This window comes from Pseudothauera nasutitermitis, from assembly GCF_004801295.1.
Classification (GTDB): Bacteria; Pseudomonadota; Gammaproteobacteria; order Burkholderiales; family Rhodocyclaceae; genus Pseudothauera; species Pseudothauera nasutitermitis.
Window position 1 is genome coordinate 664,746 of the sequence record NZ_SSOC01000001.1, and the last position, 22,294, is coordinate 687,039.

21 protein-coding genes and 1 tRNA gene are annotated in these 22,294 nt (G+C 68.9%); 7 read left to right on the forward strand and 15 right to left on the reverse strand.

The window, feature by feature from the left end; translation table 11 throughout:
* Window positions 1–92 precede the first annotated feature (92 nt).
* The 9 genes from E6C76_RS03125 to E6C76_RS03165 all read right to left on the reverse strand — a co-directional run bounded on the left by E6C76_RS03125 (window position 93) and on the right by E6C76_RS03165 (window position 8,859).
* Complete coding sequence (locus E6C76_RS03125; RefSeq protein ID WP_168734224.1) at window positions 93–653, reverse strand: phasin family protein; 561 nt, start codon at window positions 651–653, stop codon at window positions 93–95.
* 137 nt (window positions 654–790) lie between these two features.
* A complete protein-coding gene (gene metX, locus E6C76_RS03130; protein WP_211090086.1) occupies window positions 791–1,954 on the reverse strand; it encodes a homoserine O-acetyltransferase MetX in 1,164 nt (387 codons plus the stop codon).
* Window positions 1,951–3,279 (reverse strand): O-acetylhomoserine aminocarboxypropyltransferase/cysteine synthase family protein, encoded by a 1,329-nt coding sequence (locus E6C76_RS03135; RefSeq protein WP_136346788.1) that lies wholly within the window; start codon window positions 3,277–3,279, stop codon window positions 1,951–1,953. Before E6C76_RS03135 ends, metX begins: the two co-directional genes overlap by 4 nt.
* Before the next feature lie 185 nt (window positions 3,280–3,464).
* Window positions 3,465–4,451, reverse strand: coding sequence for a cysteine synthase A (cysK, locus tag E6C76_RS03140; protein WP_136346789.1), 987 nt, complete (start codon window positions 4,449–4,451; stop codon window positions 3,465–3,467).
* A gap of 43 nt (window positions 4,452–4,494) precedes the next feature.
* On the reverse strand, window positions 4,495–4,992 hold the full coding sequence (locus E6C76_RS03145) for a rhodanese-like domain-containing protein (protein WP_136346790.1): 498 nt from the start codon (window positions 4,990–4,992) through the stop codon (window positions 4,495–4,497).
* Between the two features lie 155 nt (window positions 4,993–5,147).
* Window positions 5,148–5,942 (reverse strand): CoA-transferase subunit beta, encoded by a 795-nt coding sequence (locus tag E6C76_RS03150; protein ID WP_136346791.1) that lies wholly within the window; start codon window positions 5,940–5,942, stop codon window positions 5,148–5,150.
* 79 nt (window positions 5,943–6,021) lie between these two features.
* Window positions 6,022–7,077, reverse strand: coding sequence for a CoA transferase subunit A (locus tag E6C76_RS03155; protein ID WP_230976145.1), 1,056 nt, complete (start codon window positions 7,075–7,077; stop codon window positions 6,022–6,024).
* 22 nt (window positions 7,078–7,099) lie between these two features.
* Window positions 7,100–8,227 carry an acyl-CoA dehydrogenase family protein gene (locus tag E6C76_RS03160; protein ID WP_136346792.1) on the reverse strand — a complete coding sequence of 376 codons (1,128 nt, stop codon included), beginning with the start codon at window positions 8,225–8,227 and terminating at the stop codon, window positions 7,100–7,102.
* A gap of 5 nt (window positions 8,228–8,232) precedes the next feature.
* The gene (locus E6C76_RS03165; RefSeq protein ID WP_136346793.1) at window positions 8,233–8,859 is read right to left on the reverse strand and encodes an RBBP9/YdeN family alpha/beta hydrolase; all 627 of its coding nucleotides are present in this window, start codon (window positions 8,857–8,859) and stop codon (window positions 8,233–8,235) included.
* A 230-nt stretch (window positions 8,860–9,089) separates the two neighbouring features.
* Here E6C76_RS03165 and E6C76_RS03170 point away from each other — a divergent pair, with 230 nt between their 5' ends.
* Window positions 9,090–9,899: an EAL domain-containing protein gene (locus E6C76_RS03170; protein WP_168734225.1), complete on the forward strand. Its 810-nt coding sequence runs from the start codon at window positions 9,090–9,092 to the stop codon at window positions 9,897–9,899.
* A 12-nt stretch (window positions 9,900–9,911) separates the two neighbouring features.
* Here E6C76_RS03170 and E6C76_RS03175 read toward each other — a convergent pair whose 3' ends face one another.
* The 3 genes from E6C76_RS03175 to E6C76_RS03185 form a co-directional block, all read right to left on the reverse strand.
* On the reverse strand, window positions 9,912–11,036 hold the full coding sequence (locus tag E6C76_RS03175) for an AI-2E family transporter (protein WP_136346795.1): 1,125 nt from the start codon (window positions 11,034–11,036) through the stop codon (window positions 9,912–9,914).
* Window positions 11,037–11,139: 103 nt separating this feature from the next.
* A complete protein-coding gene (locus tag E6C76_RS03180) occupies window positions 11,140–12,474 on the reverse strand; it encodes a hemolysin family protein (RefSeq protein WP_136346796.1) in 1,335 nt (444 codons plus the stop codon).
* A gap of 434 nt (window positions 12,475–12,908) precedes the next feature.
* Complete coding sequence (locus tag E6C76_RS03185; protein WP_168734226.1) at window positions 12,909–14,927, reverse strand: autotransporter domain-containing protein; 2,019 nt, start codon at window positions 14,925–14,927, stop codon at window positions 12,909–12,911.
* 450 nt (window positions 14,928–15,377) lie between these two features.
* On the opposite strand from E6C76_RS03185, the gene E6C76_RS03190 reads away from it, so the two are divergent.
* From E6C76_RS03190 to E6C76_RS03200, 3 genes are read left to right on the forward strand one after another with little or no spacing between them, the layout of a single operon-like run.
* Entirely contained in the window at window positions 15,378–16,340 is a 963-nt protein-coding gene (locus E6C76_RS03190) for a TerC family protein (RefSeq protein ID WP_136346798.1), read from the forward strand.
* A gap of 37 nt (window positions 16,341–16,377) precedes the next feature.
* Window positions 16,378–19,044 carry a cation-translocating P-type ATPase gene (locus E6C76_RS03195; RefSeq protein ID WP_136346799.1) on the forward strand — a complete coding sequence of 889 codons (2,667 nt, stop codon included), beginning with the start codon at window positions 16,378–16,380 and terminating at the stop codon, window positions 19,042–19,044.
* Between the two features lie 41 nt (window positions 19,045–19,085).
* On the forward strand, window positions 19,086–19,544 hold the full coding sequence (locus E6C76_RS03200) for a YqaA family protein (protein ID WP_230976146.1): 459 nt from the start codon (window positions 19,086–19,088) through the stop codon (window positions 19,542–19,544).
* Here E6C76_RS03200 and def read toward each other — a convergent pair.
* Together def and E6C76_RS03210 are read right to left on the reverse strand one after the other, a co-directional pair.
* Window positions 19,541–20,077, reverse strand: a complete 537-nt coding sequence (gene def, locus E6C76_RS03205; RefSeq protein ID WP_136346800.1) for a peptide deformylase — start codon at window positions 20,075–20,077, stop codon at window positions 19,541–19,543. The two genes, E6C76_RS03200 and def, sit on opposite strands and share 4 nt — an antisense overlap.
* A 15-nt stretch (window positions 20,078–20,092) precedes the next feature.
* Window positions 20,093–20,461 (reverse strand): cupin domain-containing protein, encoded by a 369-nt coding sequence (locus E6C76_RS03210; protein WP_136346801.1) that lies wholly within the window; start codon window positions 20,459–20,461, stop codon window positions 20,093–20,095.
* A gap of 114 nt (window positions 20,462–20,575) precedes the next feature.
* Between E6C76_RS03210 and E6C76_RS03215 the strand changes: the two genes are divergently transcribed.
* The 3 genes from E6C76_RS03215 (at window position 20,576) to E6C76_RS03225 (ending at window position 21,915) form a co-directional block, all read left to right on the forward strand.
* Window positions 20,576–21,139, forward strand: a complete 564-nt coding sequence (locus tag E6C76_RS03215; protein ID WP_136346802.1) for a flavin reductase family protein — start codon at window positions 20,576–20,578, stop codon at window positions 21,137–21,139.
* A 130-nt stretch (window positions 21,140–21,269) separates the two neighbouring features.
* Window positions 21,270–21,345, forward strand: a tRNA-Gly gene (locus E6C76_RS03220).
* Between the two features lie 225 nt (window positions 21,346–21,570).
* Window positions 21,571–21,915 carry an Arm DNA-binding domain-containing protein gene (locus E6C76_RS03225; protein ID WP_456320481.1) on the forward strand — a complete coding sequence of 115 codons (345 nt, stop codon included), beginning with the start codon at window positions 21,571–21,573 and terminating at the stop codon, window positions 21,913–21,915.
* Here the strand turns inward: E6C76_RS03225 and E6C76_RS03230 are convergent.
* On the reverse strand, window positions 21,819–22,106 hold the full coding sequence (locus E6C76_RS03230) for an AcaB family transcriptional regulator (protein ID WP_456320482.1): 288 nt from the start codon (window positions 22,104–22,106) through the stop codon (window positions 21,819–21,821). The genes E6C76_RS03225 and E6C76_RS03230 overlap by 97 nt on opposite strands.
* Window positions 22,107–22,294: the final 188 nt, after the last annotated feature.

The following is a 22,294-nucleotide window of genomic DNA, read 5'->3' on the forward strand; positions in this document are numbered from 1 at the left end:
GCATCCAGGCGTGTCGGCGCGTGCCGCCCGGTCGACGCAAACCGGGAACGCCAAAGAGGCGTTCCCGGCCGCGATGGAATGTCGTGCGAGGCTTAGGCCGCCTTGCGGGCAGCGCTGCGCGAGGCGCCGGATGCGCTCTTCACCGCCGCGCTGGCGGCTGCGGCAACGTTGGCATCGGTGATTTCGGCGACCTTGCGGCTGGCCTGGCTGATGTTCTCCAGCGTGTTGCGCGTGGCCGAGAGCGCGGTGCGCACCGCGGCGATGCCGTGCTCGGAGCCGGAGGGGGCGTTGCGCTCGGCCTGATCGAGCAGGCTGGCGAGCGACTTGTTCACTTCGGAGAGCAGGGCCTCGCCCTCGCGGGACAGGCTCTGCTGGCTGTTCGAGGAGATCTCGTACAGGCCGCGCGACCAGCCTACCAGTTCCTCGATGCCAGGCTGGGCGAGCTTGGGCGCCTGTGCCCAGAAGGTCTGCGGGGTGTCCGCCTCGGCGAGCGTGCGCAGGGTGGCCAGGTTGTGTTCGAACAGGCTGCGCGTGGTGCGCAGATTGAGGGCGAGCGTTTGTTCGGTGGCGTTGAGCAGGGTGCCGCCGATGGTCTGGATGCTGTCGATCGATTGGCGGCTGAGTACGCCGATGGGAGGATTGCCGGATGCCATGGTGGGAGTCTCCGTGGGGGAAGGGTGGGCGGGCATGGGCCGCGCGGCAAGCGGAACGTCCGCCTGTCGATCGCGGCCCATTGTTCCAGTATGGATGCTGATCCGGCGTCTGGAAATATGAATTTCTTCGATCGATTTCAGGTACTTGCGGCACGTGTCTGCAGCGTTTCGCGCGGGCTTGGCGGGGGGCTTGCCTGTGCGCCGCGCGAGGCCGTGGGGTGGCGTTCATGGCGCTGGCGGAAGTCGAGCAGGGCGTCGTGGAAATCCGCCGCGTCGATCAGAAAACCGTCGTGGCCGTGGACGGAATCGATGGTGAGCAGCTCCGCGCGCGGACTCAGGCGGGCCAGTTCGTGCTGGTCGGCCGGCACGTAGAGTGTGTCGCTGGCGATCGAACCAACCAGCACCGGTTGGCGGATGGCGCGCAGGGCCTGCTCATAGCCGCCCCGGCCGCGCCCCAGATCGTGGGTGTCCATGGCGTCGATGAGCACGCGGTAGCTGTGCGCGTCGAAGCGCTCCACCAGCGCCTGGCCGTGGTGGCGCAGCCAGCCGCGCGCGGCCAGTTCGTCCGGGGAATGGGCGCGCTCGCCGAAGGCCTCGGCACCCGTGCTGCGGCCGAAGCGTTCACCCAGGGAAGCCGCGCTGCGATAGCTCACCATGGCCACGGTGCGCGCGGCGGCGAGGCCCGCACGCGGCGGATCGGCCGGGTCGTAGTGGCCGTCGCGGTACTTCGGGTCGGCGGCCAGTGCCTGGCGTTGCGCCTCGCTCCACACCGCGCACCACGCGGAATGCCGGCCGCTGGCGGCCAGCGTGGCCACTGTGTGCACCCGCGCGGGGTCGAGCAGCGCCCATTCGAGCGCCTGCAGGCCGCCCATCGAGCCGCCCAGCACCAACTGGATGCGGCGGATGCCCAGCGCGTCGGCCAGGGCGATCTGTGCGCGCACCTGGTCGCGGATGGTCAGCGTGGGGAAGCGTCCGCCCCAGCGCCGGCCGTCCGGCGCGATGGAGGCCGGACCACTGCTGCCGTAGCAACCGCCCAGCACGTTGCTGCACACGATGAAATCGCGCTGCGGGTCGAGCACCCGGCCGGCGCCGAAGAAGGGCGCCCACCATGCGTCGGCATCCGCCGAGCCGGTGAGGGCGTGGCACACCAGCACGGCGTTGTCGCCGCCGGGGGCGAGCCGCCCCCAGCCGCGCCAGGCGATTTCCAGACGGGGCAGGGAGGCGCCGGATTCCAGTAAAAACGGCTGGTCGAGGACCAGCCGCCGGGTTTCCCTGGAGAGCTGGAAGCCCGTCATGGTCATGCAGCGGCTTCCAGCCCGGCGCGGCGCAGCGCGTGGTCGAAGTCTTCCTTGATGTCATCGATGTGCTCGATGCCCACCGACACGCGCACCAGATCCGGACGCACGCCGGCGCTCTTCTGCTCGGCTTCGTTGAGCTGCTGGTGGGTGGTGGAGGCCGGGTGGATGACCAGCGTCTTGGCGTCGCCCACGTTGGCCAGATGGCTGGCCAGCTCGACGTTGTCGATGAAGCGCTGCGCGGCGTTGGGGCCACCCTTGATGCCGAAGTTGAGCACTGCGCCGAAGCCGTTGCGCAGGTACTTCCTGGCGAGCGCGTGGTAGGGGCTGTCTTCCAGGCCGTTGTACTCCACCCAGGCGACCTGCGGATGGGACTTCAGCCACTTTGCCAGTTCCAGCGCGTTATCGACGTGGCGCTGGGCACGCAGGGAGAGGGTTTCCACGCCCTGGATGAGCTGGAAGGCGTTGAACGGCGACAGGCTGGGGCCGATGTCGCGCAGGCCTTCCACGCGCACGCGGATGGCGAAGGCGATGTTGCCGAACGGGCCGCCGCTGCCGAACACTTCCCAGAAGTTCAGGCCATGGTAGCCGGGCGCCGGATCAGTGAACAGCGGGAACTTGCCGTTGCCCCAGTTGAACTTGCCGGAATCGACGATCACCCCGCCGATCGAGGTGCCGTGGCCGCCGATCCACTTGGTGGCCGATTCCACCACGATGTCCGCGCCGTGGTCGATGGGGCGGGCGATGTAGCCGCCGGCACCGAAGGTGTTGTCGACGATCAGCGGAATGCCGGCATCGTGGGCGATCCTGGCGAGCGCCTCGAAATCCGGGATGTTGAAGCGCGGGTTGCCGATGGTCTCGACGTAGATGGCCTTGGTCTTGTCGTCGATGGCGCGGCGGAAGTCCTCCGGATCGTCACCGTCGACGAACTTCACGTGGATGCCCAGGCGCGGCAGGGCGACCTTGAACTGGTTGTAGGTGCCGCCATACACATAGCTGGTCGACACGATGTTGTCGCCGGCCTGCGCGATGGTGGTGATGGCGAGGAACTGCGCGGCCTGCCCGGAACTGGTGGCCACCGCCGCCACGCCGCCTTCGAGCGCGGCGATGCGCTGCTCGAACACGTCGGTGGTCGGATTCATGATGCGCGTGTAGATGTTGCCGAACTCCTTCAGCGCGAACAGGCGCGCGCCGTGGTCGGCGTCGTTGAAGGTGTACGAGGTGGTCTGGTAGATCGGCACCGCGCGGGCGTTGGTGCCCGGTGCCGGGGTCTGGCCGGCGTGGACCTGCAGGGTTTCGAAGCGGTGCTTGCGCGGCGTTGTCTCGCTCATGATCTCGGATTCCTCGTGGTGGAACGGGTGGATGGGAACGAGGGCACGATAGCAACGTGTAACGGCGCGGCGAACCAAGAAAAACGGCATTGCATATCAGCCCCGGCGCGCAGCGCAACGCGTCGGCGGCGGACAAGAAAAAACCGGCCAGCGGCCGGTTTTTCCGTGAGCAGCAGGGCTGTCGTTCAGGCGGCCGTGGGCAGCCCGCTGGCGGCATCGAACACCCCTTCGAACAGGATGGAGCTGAGGTAGCGTTCGCCCGAATCCGGCAGGATCACCACCAGCGTCTTGCCGGCGTTTTCCGGCTTGCGGGCGAGGCGCGCGGCCACCGCCACGGCAGCGCCGCTGGAGATGCCGGAGAGGATGCCTTCTTCCTTGGCGAGCCGGCGGGCGTATTCGATGGCCTCCTCGTTGCCGACCTGTTCGACGGCATCGACCAGGGAGAGATCGAGCACCTCGGGCACGAAGCCGGCGCCGATGCCCTGGATCTTGTGCGGCGCGGGTTTGAGCGGCTCGCCGGCGAGCTTCTGGGTGATTACCGGGCTGGCCGAAGGCTCCACGGCCACCGACTGGATGGCCTTGCTGCGCGTCTTCTTGATGTAGCGCGACACGCCGGTGATGGTGCCGCCGGTGCCCACGCCGGACACCAGGATGTCGATCTTGCCGTCGGTGTCGTCCCAGATTTCCGGGCCGGTGGTGGTTTCGTGGATGGCCGGGTTGGCCGGGTTCTTGAACTGCTGCAGCAGCACGTAGCGCCCCGGGTCGGCGGCGGCGATCTCTTCCGCCTTGGCGATGGCGCCGCCCATGCCCTTGGCGCCCTCGGTGAGCACCAGCTTGGCACCGTAGGCGGTGAGCAGCTTGCGGCGCTCCAGGCTCATGGTTTCCGGCATGGTGAGGGTGAGCGGAATGCCCTTGGCGGCGGCCACGAAGGCCAGTGCGATGCCGGTGTTGCCGCTGGTCGGCTCCACCAGCTCCTTGCCGGGGCCGAGCAGGCCGCGCTTTTCGGCATCCCAGATCAGCGCCGCGCCGATGCGGCATTTCACCGAATAGGCCGGGTTGCGGCCTTCAATCTTGGCCAGCACGGTGGCCTGGGCGCCATCGAGGATGCGGTTGAGGCGGATGAGCGGAGTGTGGCCGATCGATTCGGCGTTGTCGGAGAACCAGTTGGACATGTGCGTTCCTTCCTGAGCGGTGTGCGTGGCGGCGGCGGACGGATCAGTCCCGCGTCCACGGCAGGCCGCGCTGCTGCCAGCCGTTGCCGTGCCCGAGTGTGCGGTCGCCCTCGAAACCTTCCAGCACGTTGAAAACCAGACTGTACCCCGCTTCGGTGGCCGTGCGTGCGGCGGCCACCGAACGCTTGCCGCTGCGGCACAACAGCAGCACCGGTTCGTCGCGCGCGATCAGGTCGGCCAGGCGGTCGAGGAAATAGGGGTTGCGCTCCATGCGCACGCCGATCGCCCAGGGCAGGTGCTGCGCACCTTCCACGCGGCCGATGTCGCGCAGCTCTTCCGCGGTGCGCACGTCGATCAGCAGCACGCCGCCCTGCTGGTGCAGCGCCCAGGCTTCTGCCGGGGTGACGTTGCCGGCGTAGCCCAGGCCGGAAACGATGGCCGCCTGGCGCGCACCTTCCAGGGTGGGGTGGAGTCTGGTGCCGGCGCTCTGCGAGGCGGGGCGGAACGCGGTGGTGGCGTGCGTGGTGGCGGCGAGCGACATGGTGTTCTCCTGTTCGGGGGGCGGCCGCCGCTTGGCGGGCGGCCCGCGAGATCAACCTTAGCGATGCGCCGGATGCGGGAGAACCAATTATTGACGCGAAGTTTCGCAGGAAAACTGCGATGCGTGCCGCGTCTCTTCGCGTGCGGTGCCGGGGCTCAGCCCTTGCGGCGCAGCATGCCGGTTTCGTCCACCTGGCGCAGCGCGGCCAGTTCTTCCCCGTCCGGCGGCGGAATCCGCCCGGCGTGCGGGAATACCTTCAGCGCCCAGCCGGTGGCCGTGCGGATCTCCTCGGCGCTGGAGAACTCGAACCAGCCGTCCAGCCAGAATTCGCGCGTTTCCGGATGCGGGCGCAGGATGCCCAGGGTGGTGACGATGGCGCTCGGCCCGCCGCCGGCGAAGCCGTAGCGCTCGCGCGCGTCGCCGCCTTCCAGATAGCCGGGCGAGGAGATGTAATCCACCTGCTCGACGAAGCGTTTTTTCTCGTGGCTCACCATGATCACCGTGCGCTTGGCGCCGCAGGCGATCTCGTTGGCGCCGCCGCTGCCGGTCAGCCGCGTGCGCGGCGGGCCGAAGCGTTGCGGGCGTTCGCCCCAGATGCCGGTGGTGTTCACGTTGCCGTGGCGGTCCACCTGGGCGGCGCCGATCAGGCCGAAATCGCAGCGCCCGGAAGCCACCAGGAAGCCGAGCGCGTCCAGCCCGCTGGTGAAGCTGGTGGCGTTGACCGCCAGGCGGTTGCATTCGATGCCCCAGGGCATGCCGCCCATCGGCGTGGCGCCGTACACGCCGCCCTCGGTGATGGCGCGCACGTTGGGGGCGTGGTGGGCCTTGGCGAAGTAGCCGGCGAGCAGCGACAGGCCGACGCCGAAGATGGCCAGTTCGCCGTCGCGGATCTCGCGCCCGGCGGCGATCGCCATCATTTCCTGGCGGGTGTAGTCGGGTGTGGCGCTCACTGGACGACCCTCCTGTCGCTGCGCGACCTCCTCCCCAAGGGAGGGCGAGCGCCCCCTTCGGGTGGCCGGGCGGGGGCGCTCATGCCGGCACCTCCGTGGCGGCGTTCCGTGCGCTCGTGCCGGCGAGGTTGGCGGCGGCGAGCGCCTCGATGCGCTCGCGCGGCAGGAACCAGCGGCGGTAAGGGTCGAGCAGGAAGGCGGTGGCGGTGTCGGCCAGCGCGCGCCGGTTGTCCTCGCCGATCAGCGCCAGATAGGCGTCCAGATCCGCGTAGCCGTGCACGTATTCGGCCAGGTAGGCCGCGGTGCCCTCGGCGCTGCCCAGCGCCTCGTTCATCCTCTTCATGTGTGTCTCGTCGGCGTCATGCACGCCGGGCGAGGCCGCCGGCCAGGCGGAGAACGGCCACCACACCACGGCCTCGACGATCACGTCGGGAATGCGCACCAGGTTGGGATATTGGCGCATGCAGTCGGTGTCGACGATGTGGTCGGCGATCAGCACCACGCGCCTGGCGGCGCGCGACAGCTCGAAGCGGCTCCATTCGCTGCCGATCAGGATGCCGTTGCCGCGCGGGTCGGCCAGGGTGACGTGGATGGCCGCTAGGTCCGGGCGCAGTGGCGACAGCGCGCCGATCTCGCGGCCGCTGAAGGGGTCGCGCACCGGCGGGATCTTGCCGCGCGCGGGCACCTCGTCCGGCGCGTAGGCGCTGAAATGCTGGATGTCCGAGCCGATGCAGGTGGTGGTCGGCACGAACGGCCAGTTCAGCGCGCCGCCGAGGAAGCGCAGCGGCATGGCGAGGTTGGAATAGTCTTCCAGCAGCAGCTGGCCGCTTTCCACGGCGCGCCGCAGGCCGTTGGCGAAGCCGAAGCCTTCCAGCCCGGAAAAGCCGCATTCCAGCTTGTCCAGCGCGCCCGCGCCGGCCAGCAGGTTGCTCTGCTGGGAGTTGCAGTGGAACAGCGCGTGCAGGTTGCGGCGACCCTGGCGCAGCAGTTCGCGGCCGAAGGCGATGGCGTCGGCGCCCACCGGCAGGGCGGCGCCGGCGGCGTACTGCATGCCGTCGAAGGTGTAGCGCTGGACGGCGCTGGCGAGATCGATCAGGCGGTTGTCCGCCGGCAGGGCTGGGGGCGTGGTGCTCAAGGGGAAGCTCGTCTTGCAGTGATTAGGTGCCGACCTGCTTCATGCGCCGGTCGAAGCCGGAAAGCTCGCGGCGCAGCTGGGCGATGGAGGGAGCGGCGGTGCCGATGTAGGCGGCCTCGCGCAGGCGCAGCCAGGCCCCATGCCCGGCGGTCAGGCCGGCGGGGCCGGCGTGCAGCACGGCGGCGTTGGCGGCGCGCAGGACCAGTTGCGCGGCGTGCGCGCGCAGGCGCAGCACGTCGCTGAACGCCGCCCGCCCGTTGTCGGCCTGCGCGGCCAGCCGGCGGGCCTTGGCGCGCGAGGAGGACAGCGCGACGGCGAGGATTTCCTCGTGGTCGAGCTGGTAGGACCCCAGTTCGTCGGTGTCCGGCGATGCGCGCATCAGACGCAGGCAGCCCTCGGTGACGCCGAAGATGAAACCGAGCTGGGCGAGCAGCAGGGGCACGCGCAGGCGTCCGGCCAGATCGTCCCCGTCTTCCGGCGCGGCCAGCACGCCTGCCGGGCCGATCCGCACGTCCTTGAACACGACCTCCGCGGGCAGGGCGCCGGCCAGCACCGTGGGGGATTCGGCCGGATGGATTTCCAGGCCCGCGGCATCGCCGCGCACGGCGAAGCACAGCGGGGCGCCGTCGTTGCCGGCCATGCCGGCGGTGGCGATCAGCAGATGACCGGGCGCGGCCTGCAGCACGCCGCGCAGCCGGCCGTCGATGCGGTAGGCCTCCTGCACGGGGCGGGCCCGCAGGCCGGATTCCGCTTCGTCGCCCGGCAGGCGCAGCAGATCGGCGGGGGCGCAGCCGGCGGCCAGGGTGCCGTCGAGCACGCTGGCCAGCCAGGCCTCGCGCGGCGTGGCACGCGGCGCTTCGGCGAGCAGCGCGATGCAGGCGTGGCGCAGCCAGTAGAGCAGGGCGGTGGTACCGCAGGCCGCACCGAGCGCGTCGCCGACGGCGATGGGAATGGTATGCCCCAGCCCGGCGCCGCCCAGCGCGCGTGCCAGCGGCGTGCGCCAGGCGCCCACGCTGGCCAGGGTGCGCAGCACCTCGGCCGGGTAGCGCGCGTGCCGGTCGATGTCGGCGGCGTGGGGAACGAGTTCCTGCGTGGCGAGATGGCGGACCTGGGTGAGCAGGGTATCGGCGGACAGCAGCGGACTGCGCATGAAACTCAGTACAGCGGTGCGAAGCCGTTCAGGCTGGCCGCCACGGCGCTGTCTGTCTGCGTGCCGATGCCGTTGCGTGGCGCGCGGCGGGCGCGGGGCGGCAGCGCGGTCGGGCGCAGTACCGAGGCGACCAGCGATTCGTACAGTTCGAAGCCTTCCGGCCACGGGCCGAAACCGGCGTCCACGTTGATGTGGCCCTGGTCGCCGACGTTGATGAAGCGGCTGGCCCAGCGTCCCGCCCAATGGCGGGCGGTGGCCAGCGATACCCAGGGGTCGTTGGCGCTGGCCACGACGATGCTGGGAAAGCCCAGATGGCCGGCCGGCAGCAACTGGCTGACGCCGAACTTGCGCGGATCGGCGGGCGCCACCAGCAGCGCGGCGGCGATGCGGTCGGGCTGGCGGGCGGCGGCGGCCACGCTGGCCAGACAGCCGAAGCTGTGCGCCACCAGCACCACGCGGCCGACGGAGGCGTCGATGCTCGCCTGCACGCGCTCGCGCCAGCGCGGCAGATCGGCGGTGCTCCAGTCGTCCTGGACCACACGGCGCGCCTCGGGCAGCAGCTGTTCGAACCAGCTTTGCCAGTGCGTGGGGCCGCTGCCGTTGAGCCCCGGCACGATCAGGGTGCTCAGCATCTCTAGCTCCTTGGGTGTCCGTTGCGGCAGAGTATCGTCAGCCCGTGCGTCGCCGCGAACGAAGATTTTCTGCTTTGCTTATCCGGGTCCGGCTGTGCGCAGCGCGTCCGGGTGGAGCGCGTTCGCAGGGCGCCGATATGCTTCGCAGTTCTTCTTGGTTGGGTGCCCGGCGCGTGCTGGCTAGACTGCCGCTTCGATCAAGCAGCGAAGCATCCGGCATGAGGTGGGCGATGGAGACGAACAAGGACAAGAGAGGCGAACGCTTCGACTGGTTGCCGCTGGACTGGCAGCCGGGGCAATCCCTGCGCCGTCTGGATTCGGGCGTGGTGGTCGGGCGCTTCCTGGGCGCCGAGCTGTCCAGCGTCTATCAGCCCATCATCGAAGTCGGCAGCGGCCGGCAGGTGGGCCGCGAGGCCTTCGTGCGCTGCCATGCCGGCGGCGAGGCGGCGCTGTCGCCGTGGAATCTGTTCTCGCTGGTGGCCGACGACGTTACCCTGGTGGGCCTGGACCGTCTGTGCCGCACCCTGCACGCGCTCAACGATCCGCGCACCGACGAGGACGAACTGCTGTTCCTCAACGTGCATGGCCGCCTGCTCGCGGCGGTCAGCGAGGACCACGGCGCGGCGTTCCGCCGCGTGCTCGACGTGCTGCGCCTGAAGGCCGCCAACGTGGTCATCGAGACGCCCGAGGTGACCTGCCGCGATCCGCGCCTGCTGTCCTTCGTGCACGCCAATTACCGCATCAACGGCTTCCGCGTGGCGGCCAACCTCGGTTCATTGGCCGATGCGCGCACGGTGTTCGCGCAACTGCGGCCGAACTTCGTCAAGATCGACCCCCGCAACCTGCGCAGTGCCGAGGAACGCGCCGAACTGCTGGCGCTGGCCGCCGCGCACGGCACCGCCGTGGTGTTCACCCGGGTCGGCGAATATCGCCAGCTCGACGAGTTGGGTACCGACGCCGGGGTGTATGCGCAGGGTTATGCGATCGCCGACGTCTCGCCGCCGGGGCGCCGCGCGCCGGCGGCTTCGCTGGCGGCCTGAGCCCGCCGCGCTTTACGGCGCGGGCCCGTCGGGCGGCGGGGCATCCGCCGGAGCGGGTGCCGAGGTCTTCTGCGGCAGGGGCGTCAGGTGGGCGTCCTCGATCCATTCCCGCCACACTGCCATCAGCACGGCGAGGATCACCGGGCCGAGGAACAGCCCGACCAGGCCGAAGGCCGCCAGCCCGCCCAGCACGCCGAACATCACCAGCAGGAAGGGAATGCGTGTGGCGTTGCTGATCACCAGCGGACGCACCAGATTGTCCACCCAGCTGACCACCAGCACGCCCCAGGCGAGCAGTCCGATGCCTTCCACCATGTCGCCGCGCACCAGCAGCCAGACGGCCACCGAACCCCAGGCGAACGGTGTGCCGAACGGAATCAGCGCGATCAGCGCGGTGATCGCGCCGAGCAGCACCGGCGCCTGCACGCCGGCCCACCAGTAGCCCAGCCCGGCGACGAAGCCCTGCGCCAGCGCGGTGGCCACCAGCCCCCACACCACCGCCTTGGTCATGCTGCCGACCGCAGCCAGATAGCCGTCGATGCGCGCGCCGAGGAAATGGTAGAGCACGCGGCGTACCTGGCGCAGTACGTTTTCGCCGTCGCGGAACAGGAAGAACACGGTGATCAGCGCGAAGCCCAGCTTGGCCGCGTTGCGGCCGACGTCGCCGACCAGGGCCATCAGCGCGTCGGCGCCCTTGCTGACCCAGCCGGTCATCTGCTGGCGGATGGATTCCGGGTCGCGCATCACGTTGTCGATCAAGGCCTGCAGGTAGTCGCCCAGCCAGGGCAGGCCGCGTATGAAATCGGGCAGGGTGGGCGGCCCCTGGCGGATCTGCGCGACCAGCGCGCTGATCGCCGCGCCCAGTTCGCCGCGCAGCAGCACGGCGATCCACAGCGCCGGCAGCACGAATGCGGCGGTGAGCAGCAGGGTCATCAGCAGTGCGCTGGCGGTGCGGTGATGCACCACGCGGTCGCGCAGGCGCTGGTACAGCGGCCAGGTGGCGTAGGCGACGATGACCGCCCAGGCCACCGGCACGATGAACAGATGCAGTACGGAATAGCTCAGCAGCAGCAGGCCGCCGAGCAGGAAGGCGAGGATGAGTCGGCGCACCAGCCGTTCGGCGACTTCGTCGATCATGGCCGGCGGCGCGCTCCGGAGCGGGGCGCGTGGCGGGAAAGCGGCGGCATGCGTTTCATCGATGGCTCCGCACGGACAGGAACGGACGGCACCGGGGTGGGGCTCAGTTGTCGCCCGGTGCGGCCGCTTCGCCTTGGATGGGGGTATCGCCCTCGGGTTCCGGCAGGCGGCTTGCCAGCACCTTGTCGATGCGCTTGCCGTCCAGATCGACCACCTCCAGACGCCAGCCTTCCCAGGTGGCCACGTCGCCGGTGCCCGGCAGGCGGCCGAGCAGCCACATCATCATGCCCGAAAGCGTGTGGTAGCGCCCCTTTTCCTCTTCCGGCACGGTATGCAGGCCCAGGCGGTCCTTCATCTCGACGATGGGGATCAGGCCGTCGAGCAGCCAGGAGCCGTCCTCGCGCTGCACCGCCCAGCCTTCCTCGGTGTCGCTCGGCACGAACTCGCCGGTGACCGATTCGATCAGGTCGTGCAGGGTGACGATGCCCTGGATCTCGCCGTATTCGTCGATGACGAACACCATGTGCGTGCCCGAGGCGCGGAACTGGTCGAGCAGTTCCATGCCGGTGAGCGATTCGGGCACATACACCGGCGGCTGCAGATCCTGCTCCAGGTTCATCGCCATGCCGCGCACGGTCTGGTTGAACAGTTGCTTGGCGCCGATCACCCCGAGGATGTCGTCCGGGCCGCCACGGCACACCGGGAAGCGCGAATGGTCGGTTTCCGCCACCAGGGTGAGGTTTTCCTCCAGCGGGCGGTTGACGTCCAGCCACACGATGTCGGAGCGCGGCACCATCAGCGAGGCGATCTGGCGTTCGTCCAGGCGGAACACGTTGCGCACCATCTCGTGCTCGCTCTTCTCGATGATGCCGGCCTCCGAGCCTTCGGCGAGCAGGGCGCGGATTTCTTCCTCGGTCACGCTCGGCGCCTGGGTCTCGCGCTGGCCGAGCAGGCGCAGCAGCACGGAAGTGGACACGGACAGCAGATGCACGAAGGGCCGCGAGGCCACCGCCAGCATGTTCATCGGGCGGGCCACCAGGCGGGCGATGCCCTCCGGATTGATCTGCCCCAGGCGCTTGGGCACCAGTTCGCCGATCACGATGGACACGTAGGTGATCACCACCACGACCAGCACGGTGGCGCCGATTTCGCTCGGCCGCTGGGCGGCGCCCAGGGTTTGCAGCCATTCGGCCAGCGGGCCGGCCAGGGCCGCCTCACCGAAGATCCCGCTGAGGATGCCGATCGAGGTGATGCCGATCTGGATGGTGGACAGGAAGCGGGTGGGGTCTTCACCCAGCTTGACCGCGACGGCCGCCGCGCTGTCGCCTTCCTCGGCCTGCCGGGCGAGCCGTGCACGGCGCGCGGTGACCAGGGCGATCTCGGACATGGCGAAGAGGCCGTTGAGCAGGATCAGAATGACGAGTATCAGGATTTCCATGGTGTAAAGGCCCGTTTGGACAGACGTGCGGCGGCCTGCCGGCGGGCATCTGCAGAGTGGAACAAGTAAGGGGAAACGCGACGGTGGCGCGGCGGGATGCGCGCCGGAGTCTGAAAAACGGAACAGCCGCGGGGCGCGGCATGGAGCACCGGCGGGCGACTTCGCCCGGGGGTGTCGGCTTCGCCGTCGTCTTCGGCGGCGGAAGGGGCCGGCGTGGCGGCCTCGATGGGTGTGAAAAGACTCATAGGGCGGGACAGAATCGGGTCCCGCGATATCCTTCGTCCGTTGGGATGCCGGCCATCATGCCGCATTCCAGCGCCCTTGTCATCCCTGCCAGGGGCGGCCATATCGAGCCGCTCGAGGCCCCGGGAGAGCTGCCGTGCGGCGGTGTGACGGCGGCAACTGCTTGCCGCCGTTGCTACGAGCCTGCCGGGTCAGAACGTTTTCTGCCAACCGCCAGCCAGCCAGTAGCTCGGCGTCTCGCCGCGGCTGGTGGCGTTCAGCGTCAGCGAGGCCCGCCCCCCGGCCAGCCGGCCTTCCAGGCCGATTCCGGCGCGCAGCCAGTTCTGCCGGTTCTTCTCGCCGTCGAGGGAGAAGCCGAACAGGCCGACCATCTGGCCAGAAGTGCGCGCGCCCTTCTTTTCGAAGCGATGTGCGGCTTCCAGCGTGCCGATGAGGTCCACCCCGTTGTCCAGGGGCTTGGCCGCGTGCGCGCCCAGGCGCAGTTCCGTGGCTTTTTCCTTGCGGCGGTCGAAGTGCGCCGGGAAACCGCCGCCGGTTTCGGTATAGGCCTCCAGCCTGGCCCGGCTGTAGCTCAGATCGACATACGGAGAAAGGCTGCTGCCGGCGACCTGGTAGGCACCGTCCCAGTCCAGCCGGGCGCGCAGGCCCCAGGTGTCTACATCCGGCCGGCCCTTGGAGGCATCCACCGTACCGGCGTTGAGATAGGCGCGCTTGAGGTCGGCTTCGCTGCGGTGCAGGTAGGCGCCCACCGTGGTCCACAGCTTTCCGCTAACGGGAATCAGTGCTTCGGCCAGCAGGTACGTGCCGTCCACCTTGGCGCGGCCGTTCAGTGCCTGATCCTGCTTCGCCCAGGTGCGGCCGAGCGAAACCTGCACCTGCGCCAGGCCGAAATTGCGGCCGAAGCCGGCTTCGGCCAGCCCGAGATCGCCGGAGCGCGAGCCATGGTCATCCTTGCCCCAGTCTCCGGCCAGCCAGAAGGTCGTCTGTCCCGCCCCCACGCGGCGGGCCAGCGGCCGGCTGTGCGCACCGTGGAGCAAGGTGCCGGCGGTGGACAGCGCCATGGCGCCGCCGCTGGCGGTGCCGGCCAGGCTGGCCTGCACGTCGGCGAGGCTGACCAGGCCGCTGCCGGCGCTGCCGACGCGGGCGATGAAGGCCTGGTCGTTCGTCAGGCCGCCGACCACCACGCTGCCGTCGCTGTTGGTCGCGTAGGCTCCGTAGGTGATGTCGCCGGCCACCGCGACGCCGGCGGCGCGCAGCCAGTCCTCGACGCTCTGCATGCCGTCGGCCTGCGTCCAGCGGAAGGCACGCTCGTCCGTATCGCCGGTGATCGCGGCGCGGCCCACGACCACCGAACCGTCGGCGGACGCGGCGAAGGCGACCGAGTCGGTTCCGCCCAGGGTGCCGAGGTCGGTCATCGCGCCGTTTTCCCAGCGGAAGGCGTGCCAGGCCATATCGCCGGAAATCGCGGCCTCGCCCACCACCACCGAACCGTCGGCGGAAGTGGCGAAGGCGACCGAGTCGGTTCCGCCCAGGGTGCCGAGGTCGGCCATCACGCCGTTTTCCCAGCGGAAGGCGTGCCAGGCCATAACCCCGGCAATCGCGGACTCGCCCACGACCACCGCACCGTCGGCGGACACCGCATAGGCCCTGGAATCGTCGCCGCCCAGGGTGCCGAGGCCGGCCATCACGCCGTTTTCCCAGCGGAAGGCGTGGAAAGCCATATCCCCGGCAAGCCAGGACTGGCCCACGACCACCGAGCCGTCGGCGGAGACGCCAGATGCGTCCGAGTAGGCGCCGCCCAGGGTGCCAAGGTCGGTCATGGTGCCGTTCGTCCAGCGGAAGGCGCGGTATGCCGTATCGCCGGTTGTACCGGCGTAGCCCACGACCACCGCACCGTTGGCGGAGACGCCGGAGGCTTCCGAGAAGGTGCCGCCGAGGGTGCCGAGATCGGTCATTACACCGTTCGTCCAGCGGAAGGCGCGGTAGGCCGTATCGCCGGTTGCATGAGCGTAGCCTACGACCACCGAGCCGTCGGCGGAAACGCCGTAGGCGGATGATTCACCCTTGCCGTTCGGCGTGCCGATATCCTCGATGCTGCCTTGCGCCTGGACTGCAGCGCTACCCAGTGCCATGCAGGCGAGCCAGATCGCCGCCGGGATGTGGCGAAGGCGGAGCAGGCGGAAAGCATTGGGATGGACTGCACGGCGCATATCGTTTCTCCTCTCGTACATGAAGGCGGGGCCGGCGGGGCCGGTGGGGGCGATGAATGTCGATTCGTTTGGAATCAGAAAATTTGCATATGATGTCAAAATGTAAATTTAAGTGTTTTTCATTTTCTGATAGGAGGCTTGAATGGAATGAGGCTGCCCGGGAGGTCGTTCCGGCAGTTTTCGCCGATCTGCGGGGTTGTTGACTTTGAAACGCGCTTGCCTACACTGCACGCCATCAAGGGGAGTAGCTTCTGAAGCTGCGGCATCGTCATCACGGCAGGCCGGTCAACCCACCGCCTCCCGGTGCCGCGGGCAATCCGGCGATCCGGTTGCAAGCGAGACCTTGCCGCAGGGCAAGGTACGCGTTCGTTCAGTGATTCGTTCAGTGATCCCTCGCATGGCCTGTGTCCTTCCGGAACAGGCCATTTTTGTTTTTTAGCGGAGTTTCTCGTGCATTCGATCGGAACCTGGTGGATGTGGCTGGTGTTCGCCGCCATCGTGCTGGCCATGCTGGCCATCGATCTCTTCATCTTCAAGGGGGGCAAGCAGCACCGCGTGTCGCTGAAGGAGGCTGCCGCCTGGTCGGTGGCCTGGGTGAGCGTGGCCCTGCTGTTCTGCCTGGGCCTGTGGTGGTACCTGGATGCCAGTGCCGGGCGCGCGGTGGCCAACGAGATGTCGCTGCTGTTCCTCACCGGCTATCTGGTGGAGAAATCGCTGGCGGTCGACAACGTGTTCGTCTGGATGATGGTCTTCGGTTTCTTCTCGGTGCCGCTGGAACTGCAGCGCCGCGTGCTGCTGTACGGCATCGTCGGCGCCATCGTGCTGCGTACCATCATGATCCTCGCGGGCAGCTGGCTGATCACCGAATTCCACTGGATCCTCTATCTCTTCGGAGTGTTCCTGATCCTCACCGGCATCAAGATGGTGTGGTTTGCCGAGCACGATCCGGATCTGGAAAAGAACCCCTTCATCCGCTGGATCCGCAAGCACTATCCGGTCACCGAGCGGTTGGAGGGCGAGCGCTTCTTCGTGATGCGCAACGGCGTGCGCATGATGACCCCGCTGTTCCTGGCCCTGGTGCTGGTGGAAATCTCCGACGTGATCTTCGCGGTGGACAGCATTCCGGCGATCTTCGCGATCACCACCGATCCGTTCATCGTGCTGACCTCCAACCTGTTCGCCATCCTCGGCCTGCGCGCGATGTACTTCCTGCTCGCCGACCTGGGCGACCGCTTCGAACTGCTCAAGTACGGCCTGGCGGCCATCCTGGTGTTCATCGGCACCAAGATGCTGGTGGTCGAATGGGTCAAGGTGCCGGTGGGCGTCTCGCTGGGCGTGGTGGCCATCATCCTGACCATCTCGGTCGTCGCCAGCCTGTGGGTCAGCGCGTCGCGCAACCGGCACGGCGGCTGATGCCGTCCGGCAGGGTGAGATCTCGGGAGCGGGCGGCATGAGTTCCGGAAAACAGCAGGATGTTCCTTGGCACGCCTATCCCGCCGACCAGGTGGCGGCGGCGTGCCAGGTGGATCCGGCGTTCGGCCTGAAGATGGCCGACGCGGCCGGCCGGCTGGCGGCCTACGGGTCGAACCGGTTGGACGAGCGTGCACCGCGCCCCGCGTGGCTGAAATTCCTGGACCAGTTCCGCGGCGTGCTGATCCTGATCCTGCTGGGCGCGGCGGCGCTGGCGGGGGCGATCGGCGAACTGAAGGATGCGATCGTCATCCTCGTGGTGGTGCTGATCAACGCCACGCTGGGCTTCTTCCAGGAGCACCGCGCGGAGAACGCGCTGGCGGCGCTCAAGGACATGCTCGCCCCCAGCGCGCGCCTGCGCCGCGACGGGCACGTGCAGGTGCTGCCGGCGGAAGACCTGGTGCCGGGCGACATCCTGCTGCTGGAGGCCGGCGACCGCGTGCCGGCCGACGCGCGCATCGTGCAGGCACACGGCGTGGAGGTCGCCGAGGCGGCCCTGACGGGCGAATCGCAGCCGGTGGCCAAGAGCGTGGCGGCGGTGGCGGCCGAGGCGGCGCTGGCCGAGCGTGCCGGCATGGTGTTCATGAACACCGTGGTGACGCGCGGGCGCATCGAGGCGGTGGTGGTGGGCACCGGCATGCATACCGAAATGGGCCGGCTGGCCGGGCTGCTCGCCGAGACGGCGGAATCGGCCACGCCGCTGCAAGTCCAGCTGGATGTGCTGGGCCGCCGGCTGGCGATGATCGCCGGCGTGGTGGTGGTGCTGATGTTCTTTGCCGGTCTGCTGCGCGGTGACGATCTGATGACCACCGCGATGACCGCCATCGCCTTGGCCGTGGCCGCCATCCCGGAAGGCCTGCCGGCCGTGGTGACGGTGACCCTGGCGCTGGGCATGCACCGCATGGCGCGCCGCAACGTCATCGTGAAGCGGCTGGCGGCGGTGGAGACGCTGGGCTGCACCTCGGTGATCTGCTCGGACAAAACCGGCACGCTGACCCTCAACCGCATGACCGCGCGTGCGCTGTTCTGCTTCGGCCGCCGGCACGCGGTGGAGGGCGAGGGCTACGACGTCGAGGGGTGCATCGCTGCGGAGGAAGGCGAGGCAGAGGCCCTGCGCCTGGCGCTGCTGCCCGCCGCGCTGTGCGAGGACGCGCGCCTGCGCGACGGGCAATTGATCGGCGACCCGACCGAAGGCGCCTTGCTGGCGCTGGCGGCCAAGGGCGGCGTGGAGCGTGCCCGCGAGGCCGAACGCATGCCGCGCTGCGCGGAGATTCCGTTCGATTCCGCCTACAAATTCATGGCGACCTTCCACCGCAGCGGCAACGAAGTGGTGGTGTGGATCAAGGGCGCACCGGACGTGCTGGTCGGCCGCGCGGTGAAGGTGCTCGGCGAGGACGGCAAGTCGCGCGCGCTGGAATCCGCGGACCGCCAGCAGTTGCTGGAAGAGAACCAGGCGCTGGCCGCCGAGGGCATGCGTGTGCTGGCCCTGGCCGCGCGACGCGTGCCGGCGGCCGATTTCGACCCGCAGGGCGACCTGATGCGCTGGGTGGATGAGCTGACCGTGTTCGCCCTGGTCGGCATCGTCGATCCGCCACGCGCCTCGGCGCGTGCTTCCATCGAGGAATGCCACGCGGCCGGCGTGCGGGTGAAAATGATCACCGGCGACCACCCGCTCACCGCCGCGGCCATCGCCCGCGAGCTGGGCATGTCCGGCGAGGTGTGCGAGGGGCGCGAACTCGATGGCCTGAGTGACGAACAGCTCGACGAACGGGTGGACAACTGCGCGGTGTTCGCGCGCGTGGCGCCCAAGCACAAGCAGCGCATCGTCGAGGCCCTGCAGCGGCGCGGGCACGTGGTGGCAATGACCGGCGACGGGGTCAATGACGCGCCCGCGCTGAAGAGCGCCGACATCGGCGTGGCGATGGGCATCACCGGCACCGAGGTCACCAAGGAAGCCGCCACGCTGGTGCTCACCGACGACAACTTCGCCTCCATCGTGCGCGCGGTGCGCGAAGGGCGCACGATCTACGAGAACATCGTCAAATTCGTGCGCTTCCAGCTGTCCACCAACATCGGCGCCATCCTCACCGTGCTGGGCGCGCCGCTGTTCGGCTTCGCCACGCCGTTCACCGCCGTGCAGATCCTCTGGGTGAACATCATCATGGACGGCCCGCCGGCGATGACCCTGGGCGTGGAGCCGGCGCGCCCCGGCATCATGACGCAGCCGCCGCGCGCGCAGGACGCGGCCATCCTCTCCATGGAACGCATGTGGCGCATCGGCCTGTACGGCCTGACCATGGCCGTGGGCACGCTGAGCGTGTATGCCTGGGCGCTGGGCGGCGGGGACGTGGCCCATGCCACCACGCTGGCGTTCACCACCTTCGTGCTGTTCCAGTTCTTCAACATCTTCAACGCGCGCAACGAGCACGGCAGCGCCTTCAACGCGCAGTTCTTCAGCAACGGCAAGCTGTGGCTGGCGCTGCTGGGCGTGGTGGTGCTGCAGGCCGTGGTGGTGCATTGGACGCCGGCGCAGGCGGTGTTCGACACCGTGGATCTTTCCGCGCGGGACTGGGTGGTGGCCGCCGTGGTGGCCTCCAGCACGCTGTTCCTGGAGGAGATCCGCAAGTTCGCGCTGCGCGGGTGGTGACGGCGGGCGCCCCGGCCGCCGCGCGGCGCTGAGGGCGCGGCGTGCATCCCCCGGACATGCTGGCCTATGGCGGCCTGTGGCTGTCTGCATTCGGTGCGGCCACGCTGCTGCCCTTGCAGTCGGAAAGCGTGCTCGCCGGCCTGCTCGCGCTCGGCGAGCAGCCGGCCTGGGCCTTGCTGGCGGTGGCCACCTTCGGCAACGTGCTGGGCTCGGTGGTGAATTGGCTGCTCGGACGCTACCTCGAGCACTGGCGCGGGCGGCGCTGGTTTCCGGTGAGCGAGGCGCAGCTGGCCGCCGCGCAGGCGCGCTACCGCAGGTTCGGGCGCTGGTCGCTGCTGCTGAGCTGGGTGCCGGTGATCGGCGATCCGCTCACCGTGGTGGCCGGGCTGATGCGCGAGCCGCTGCCCAGCTTCGTGGCCATCGTCACGCTGGCCAAGCTGGGGCGCTATCTGGCGGTCGCGGCGGCGGTGTTCGGCGTGCTCGGGGATGGAGCGTCCTAGTCGTCTGCGTTGGCGTCCAGGTCGGGAAACAGCACGTCGGTGAAGCCGAAACGGCTGAAATCGCGCACCCGCATGGGGTAGAGCGTGCCGAACAGATGATCGCATTCGTGCTGCACCACGCGGGCGTGGAAACCGTCGGCCTCGCGCTCGATGGGCTGGCCGAGCGGATCGAAACCGCTGTAGTGGATGCGCCGGTGGCGCGGTACCACGCCGCGCAGGCCGGGCACCGACAGGCAGCCTTCCCAGTCCTCCTCGGTTTCCTCGTCGAGCACGACGATGCTCGGGTTGAGCAGCACCGTGGTGGGTACCGGCGGTGCGTCCGGGTAGCGCGCGCTGCGCTCGAAGCCGAAGATCACCACCTGCAGATTCACGCCGATCTGCGGCGCGGCAAGGCCCACGCCGCCCGCGTCGCGCATGGTGTCGAACAGGTCGGCGACCAGTTCGTGCAGTGCCGGCGTGTCGAATTCGCCCACCGGCTCGGCGTGGCGCAGCAGGCGCGGATCGCCCATGCGCAGGATGGTTCGGACGGCCATCGTCGATCCTCCGGGTCAGGTGCCGCCGCCGGGGCGGCGGACGAACACGTAGTGCTTGGTTACCGGCTCCAGCACCTCGAACAGGCCCTGGAAGCCGGACGGAATCACGCAGGCCTCGCCGGGACCGAATTCACGCGCCTCGCCGGCCGCGTCGGTGATGCGGAGGCGCCCGGCGAGCACATGGAAGAACTCGTCGGTGCCTTCGACGAAGGCGATGCGCCACGCGCCCGGCTCGCACGACCAGGTGCCGGCCGACATGCCGTCGCGCTCGAAATGGTTCCAGGTGGTGCGCAGCGGATTGCCGCGCTCCAGGCGTTCGGGGCGGGGGCGGTCGAATTCGGCGGGTGTGGCCGCGCCGGTGAAGCAGGTCAGGGCAGGGTGCATGGCGATCGGGCGGAAAGGACTGCCACCGATTGTAGCGGCGTGCGCGGACTCGCGCGCGGTGGGGGGCTGGCGTATCCTGCCAGCCCGTTCCATTGCATGGTCCATCATTCGCCCATGAGTTTCCGCACGCCCGTCGCACTGCCGAAGTCCTACCTTTTGCTCAATCATGGCCCGCTCACGCTGGTGAGCAGCGCGGCCGGTGGCCGCAAGAACGTCATGGCCGCATCGTGGGCAATGCCGGTGGATTTCGATCCGCCCAAGGTCGCGGTGGTCATCGACCGCAACACGTTGACCCGCGAACTGGTCGAGGCCAGCGGGGAATTCGTGCTCAACATCCCCGCGCGCCACATCGCGCGCGAAGCGCTGGAAGCCGGTTCGCGCAGCGGGCGGGAGGGCGACAAGCTGGCCGCGCTGGGGCTCGGCCACGCGCCCGCTTCGCAGGTCGGCGCGCCGCTGATCGAAGGTTGCCTGGGCTGGCTGGAGTGCCGCGTGCTGCCGGAGCCGGACAACCACCGCAAGCATGATCTGTTCGTCGCCGAGGTGGTTGCCGCGTGGGCCGATCCCCGCGTGTTCGACAACGGCCGCTGGCGCTTCCACGACGATCAACTGCGTACCGTGCATTACAGCGCCGGCGGGCATTTCTTCGCCACCGGGGAAGGCTTCGACATCCCGATCTGAGCGTTTCCGGCACGTGCCGGGCGGGAGGCCGGGGGCTCTTCAGAGCACGGCTGCATGCCGTTCTCGGGGGTGTTGCATGGTGCCCGGAAGCACGGTATAGTTCGCCCCCTGTCGCGCAAGGCGACACCACGCGGGAATAGCTCAGTTGGTAGAGCGCAACCTTGCCAAGGTTGAGGTCGCGAGTTCGAGACTCGTTTCCCGCTCCAGAATTTGATCTGCAGACGTCCACTGAAGTCTGCATGTCGTTGGAAAATGGGGCGAAAGCCCCATTTTTCATTCCGGCGAAGGCCACCGGAATCCACCCGCAGCCACGACTTTTTAGTCCATTTCTTAGTCCATGTTTGCGGGGGACGACGGACCCGGATTCCTGCTGGCGGAGCGAGAGGAGCGTGACGAGCATCCAGCCCTGACTCATGTTCAGGAGCTCAAGCATGGCACTCTCAGATCTGGCCGTCCGGCAGGCCAGGACCACCGGCAAGGCCTACACCCTCGGCGACATCGACGGCCTTTCCCTCCACGTTTCGCCCAAGGGCGGCAGGTGCTGGCACTTTCGCTACTGCTGGGCCGGCAAGCAAAAGCGTATCTCACTCGGCACCTACCCGGAAGTCAGCCTTCGGGAGGCTCGTGGCCTGCGCGATGAAGCGCGCGCCTTGCTGGCCAAGGGCATCAATCCCCGGGTTCATCGCAAGCGGAAGCGCCAGGCCGTGCGCCTGGCATCAGTCAACACCTTCAATGCGGTGTATCTCCTGTGGCTTGAGCACCGCAAGTCCGAGTAGGGATCGTCCTGCTCGGCGCCACGCTTCATCTTGTTCATGACGGCGATGAAGCCGTTCAGGCCGACGATGCCCGGTTTGCCTTCGGCGGGCGCGCGGCCGTGCCAGATGCGCGAAGCGTGGTGGGTGTGCAGCGTCAGCGACATCGCGCTGCGCAGCGATCCGAGATTGAGCTGCAGGGGTTCGGTGGCCATGGAAGGCGGCTCGCGGTAGTGAAACGAGTCGCCAGCTTCCGCGGGGGGCGGAAGGCGGTCAGTCAACAAAACGCATCATGTGCCAGCCGGTTTGCCGGACGGCGGAAGGCCAGCCGCTCCAGCTATACCAGTGGTATAGCTCCACCAAGCGCCAGGGACATCCATGACACCGGTGGTATCGCATTGCC

What these genes read in the sequence shown, in the direction of transcription:
- E6C76_RS03210 (WP_136346801.1), bottom strand. Translation starts at nt 20,461, where the DNA reads ATGCACCCTGCCCTGACCTGCTTCACCGGCGCGGCCACACCCGCCGAA.
- E6C76_RS03225 (WP_456320481.1), top strand. Translation starts at nt 21,571, where the DNA reads ATGGCACTCTCAGATCTGGCCGTCCGGCAGGCCAGGACCACCGGCAAG.
- E6C76_RS03135 (WP_136346788.1), bottom strand. Translation starts at nt 3,279, where the DNA reads ATGAGCGAGACAACGCCGCGCAAGCACCGCTTCGAAACCCTGCAGGTC.
- E6C76_RS03175 (WP_136346795.1), bottom strand. Translation starts at nt 11,036, where the DNA reads ATGATCGACGAAGTCGCCGAACGGCTGGTGCGCCGACTCATCCTCGCC.
- E6C76_RS03160 (WP_136346792.1), bottom strand. Translation starts at nt 8,227, where the DNA reads ATGCGCAGTCCGCTGCTGTCCGCCGATACCCTGCTCACCCAGGTCCGC.
- E6C76_RS03180 (WP_136346796.1), bottom strand. Translation starts at nt 12,474, where the DNA reads ATGGAAATCCTGATACTCGTCATTCTGATCCTGCTCAACGGCCTCTTC.
- E6C76_RS03230 (WP_456320482.1), bottom strand. Translation starts at nt 22,106, where the DNA reads ATGGCCACCGAACCCCTGCAGCTCAATCTCGGATCGCTGCGCAGCGCG.
- E6C76_RS03215 (WP_136346802.1), top strand. Translation starts at nt 20,576, where the DNA reads ATGAGTTTCCGCACGCCCGTCGCACTGCCGAAGTCCTACCTTTTGCTC.
- E6C76_RS03170 (WP_168734225.1), top strand. Translation starts at nt 9,090, where the DNA reads ATGGAGACGAACAAGGACAAGAGAGGCGAACGCTTCGACTGGTTGCCG.
- E6C76_RS03145 (WP_136346790.1), bottom strand. Translation starts at nt 4,992, where the DNA reads ATGTCGCTCGCCGCCACCACGCACGCCACCACCGCGTTCCGCCCCGCC.
- E6C76_RS03195 (WP_136346799.1), top strand. Translation starts at nt 16,378, where the DNA reads ATGAGTTCCGGAAAACAGCAGGATGTTCCTTGGCACGCCTATCCCGCC.
- E6C76_RS03185 (WP_168734226.1), bottom strand. Translation starts at nt 14,927, where the DNA reads ATGCGCCGTGCAGTCCATCCCAATGCTTTCCGCCTGCTCCGCCTTCGC.
- cysK (WP_136346789.1), bottom strand. Translation starts at nt 4,451, where the DNA reads ATGTCCAACTGGTTCTCCGACAACGCCGAATCGATCGGCCACACTCCG.
- E6C76_RS03165 (WP_136346793.1), bottom strand. Translation starts at nt 8,859, where the DNA reads ATGCTGAGCACCCTGATCGTGCCGGGGCTCAACGGCAGCGGCCCCACG.
- metX (WP_211090086.1), bottom strand. Translation starts at nt 1,954, where the DNA reads ATGACCATGACGGGCTTCCAGCTCTCCAGGGAAACCCGGCGGCTGGTC.
- def (WP_136346800.1), bottom strand. Translation starts at nt 20,077, where the DNA reads ATGGCCGTCCGAACCATCCTGCGCATGGGCGATCCGCGCCTGCTGCGC.
- E6C76_RS03125 (WP_168734224.1), bottom strand. Translation starts at nt 653, where the DNA reads ATGGCATCCGGCAATCCTCCCATCGGCGTACTCAGCCGCCAATCGATC.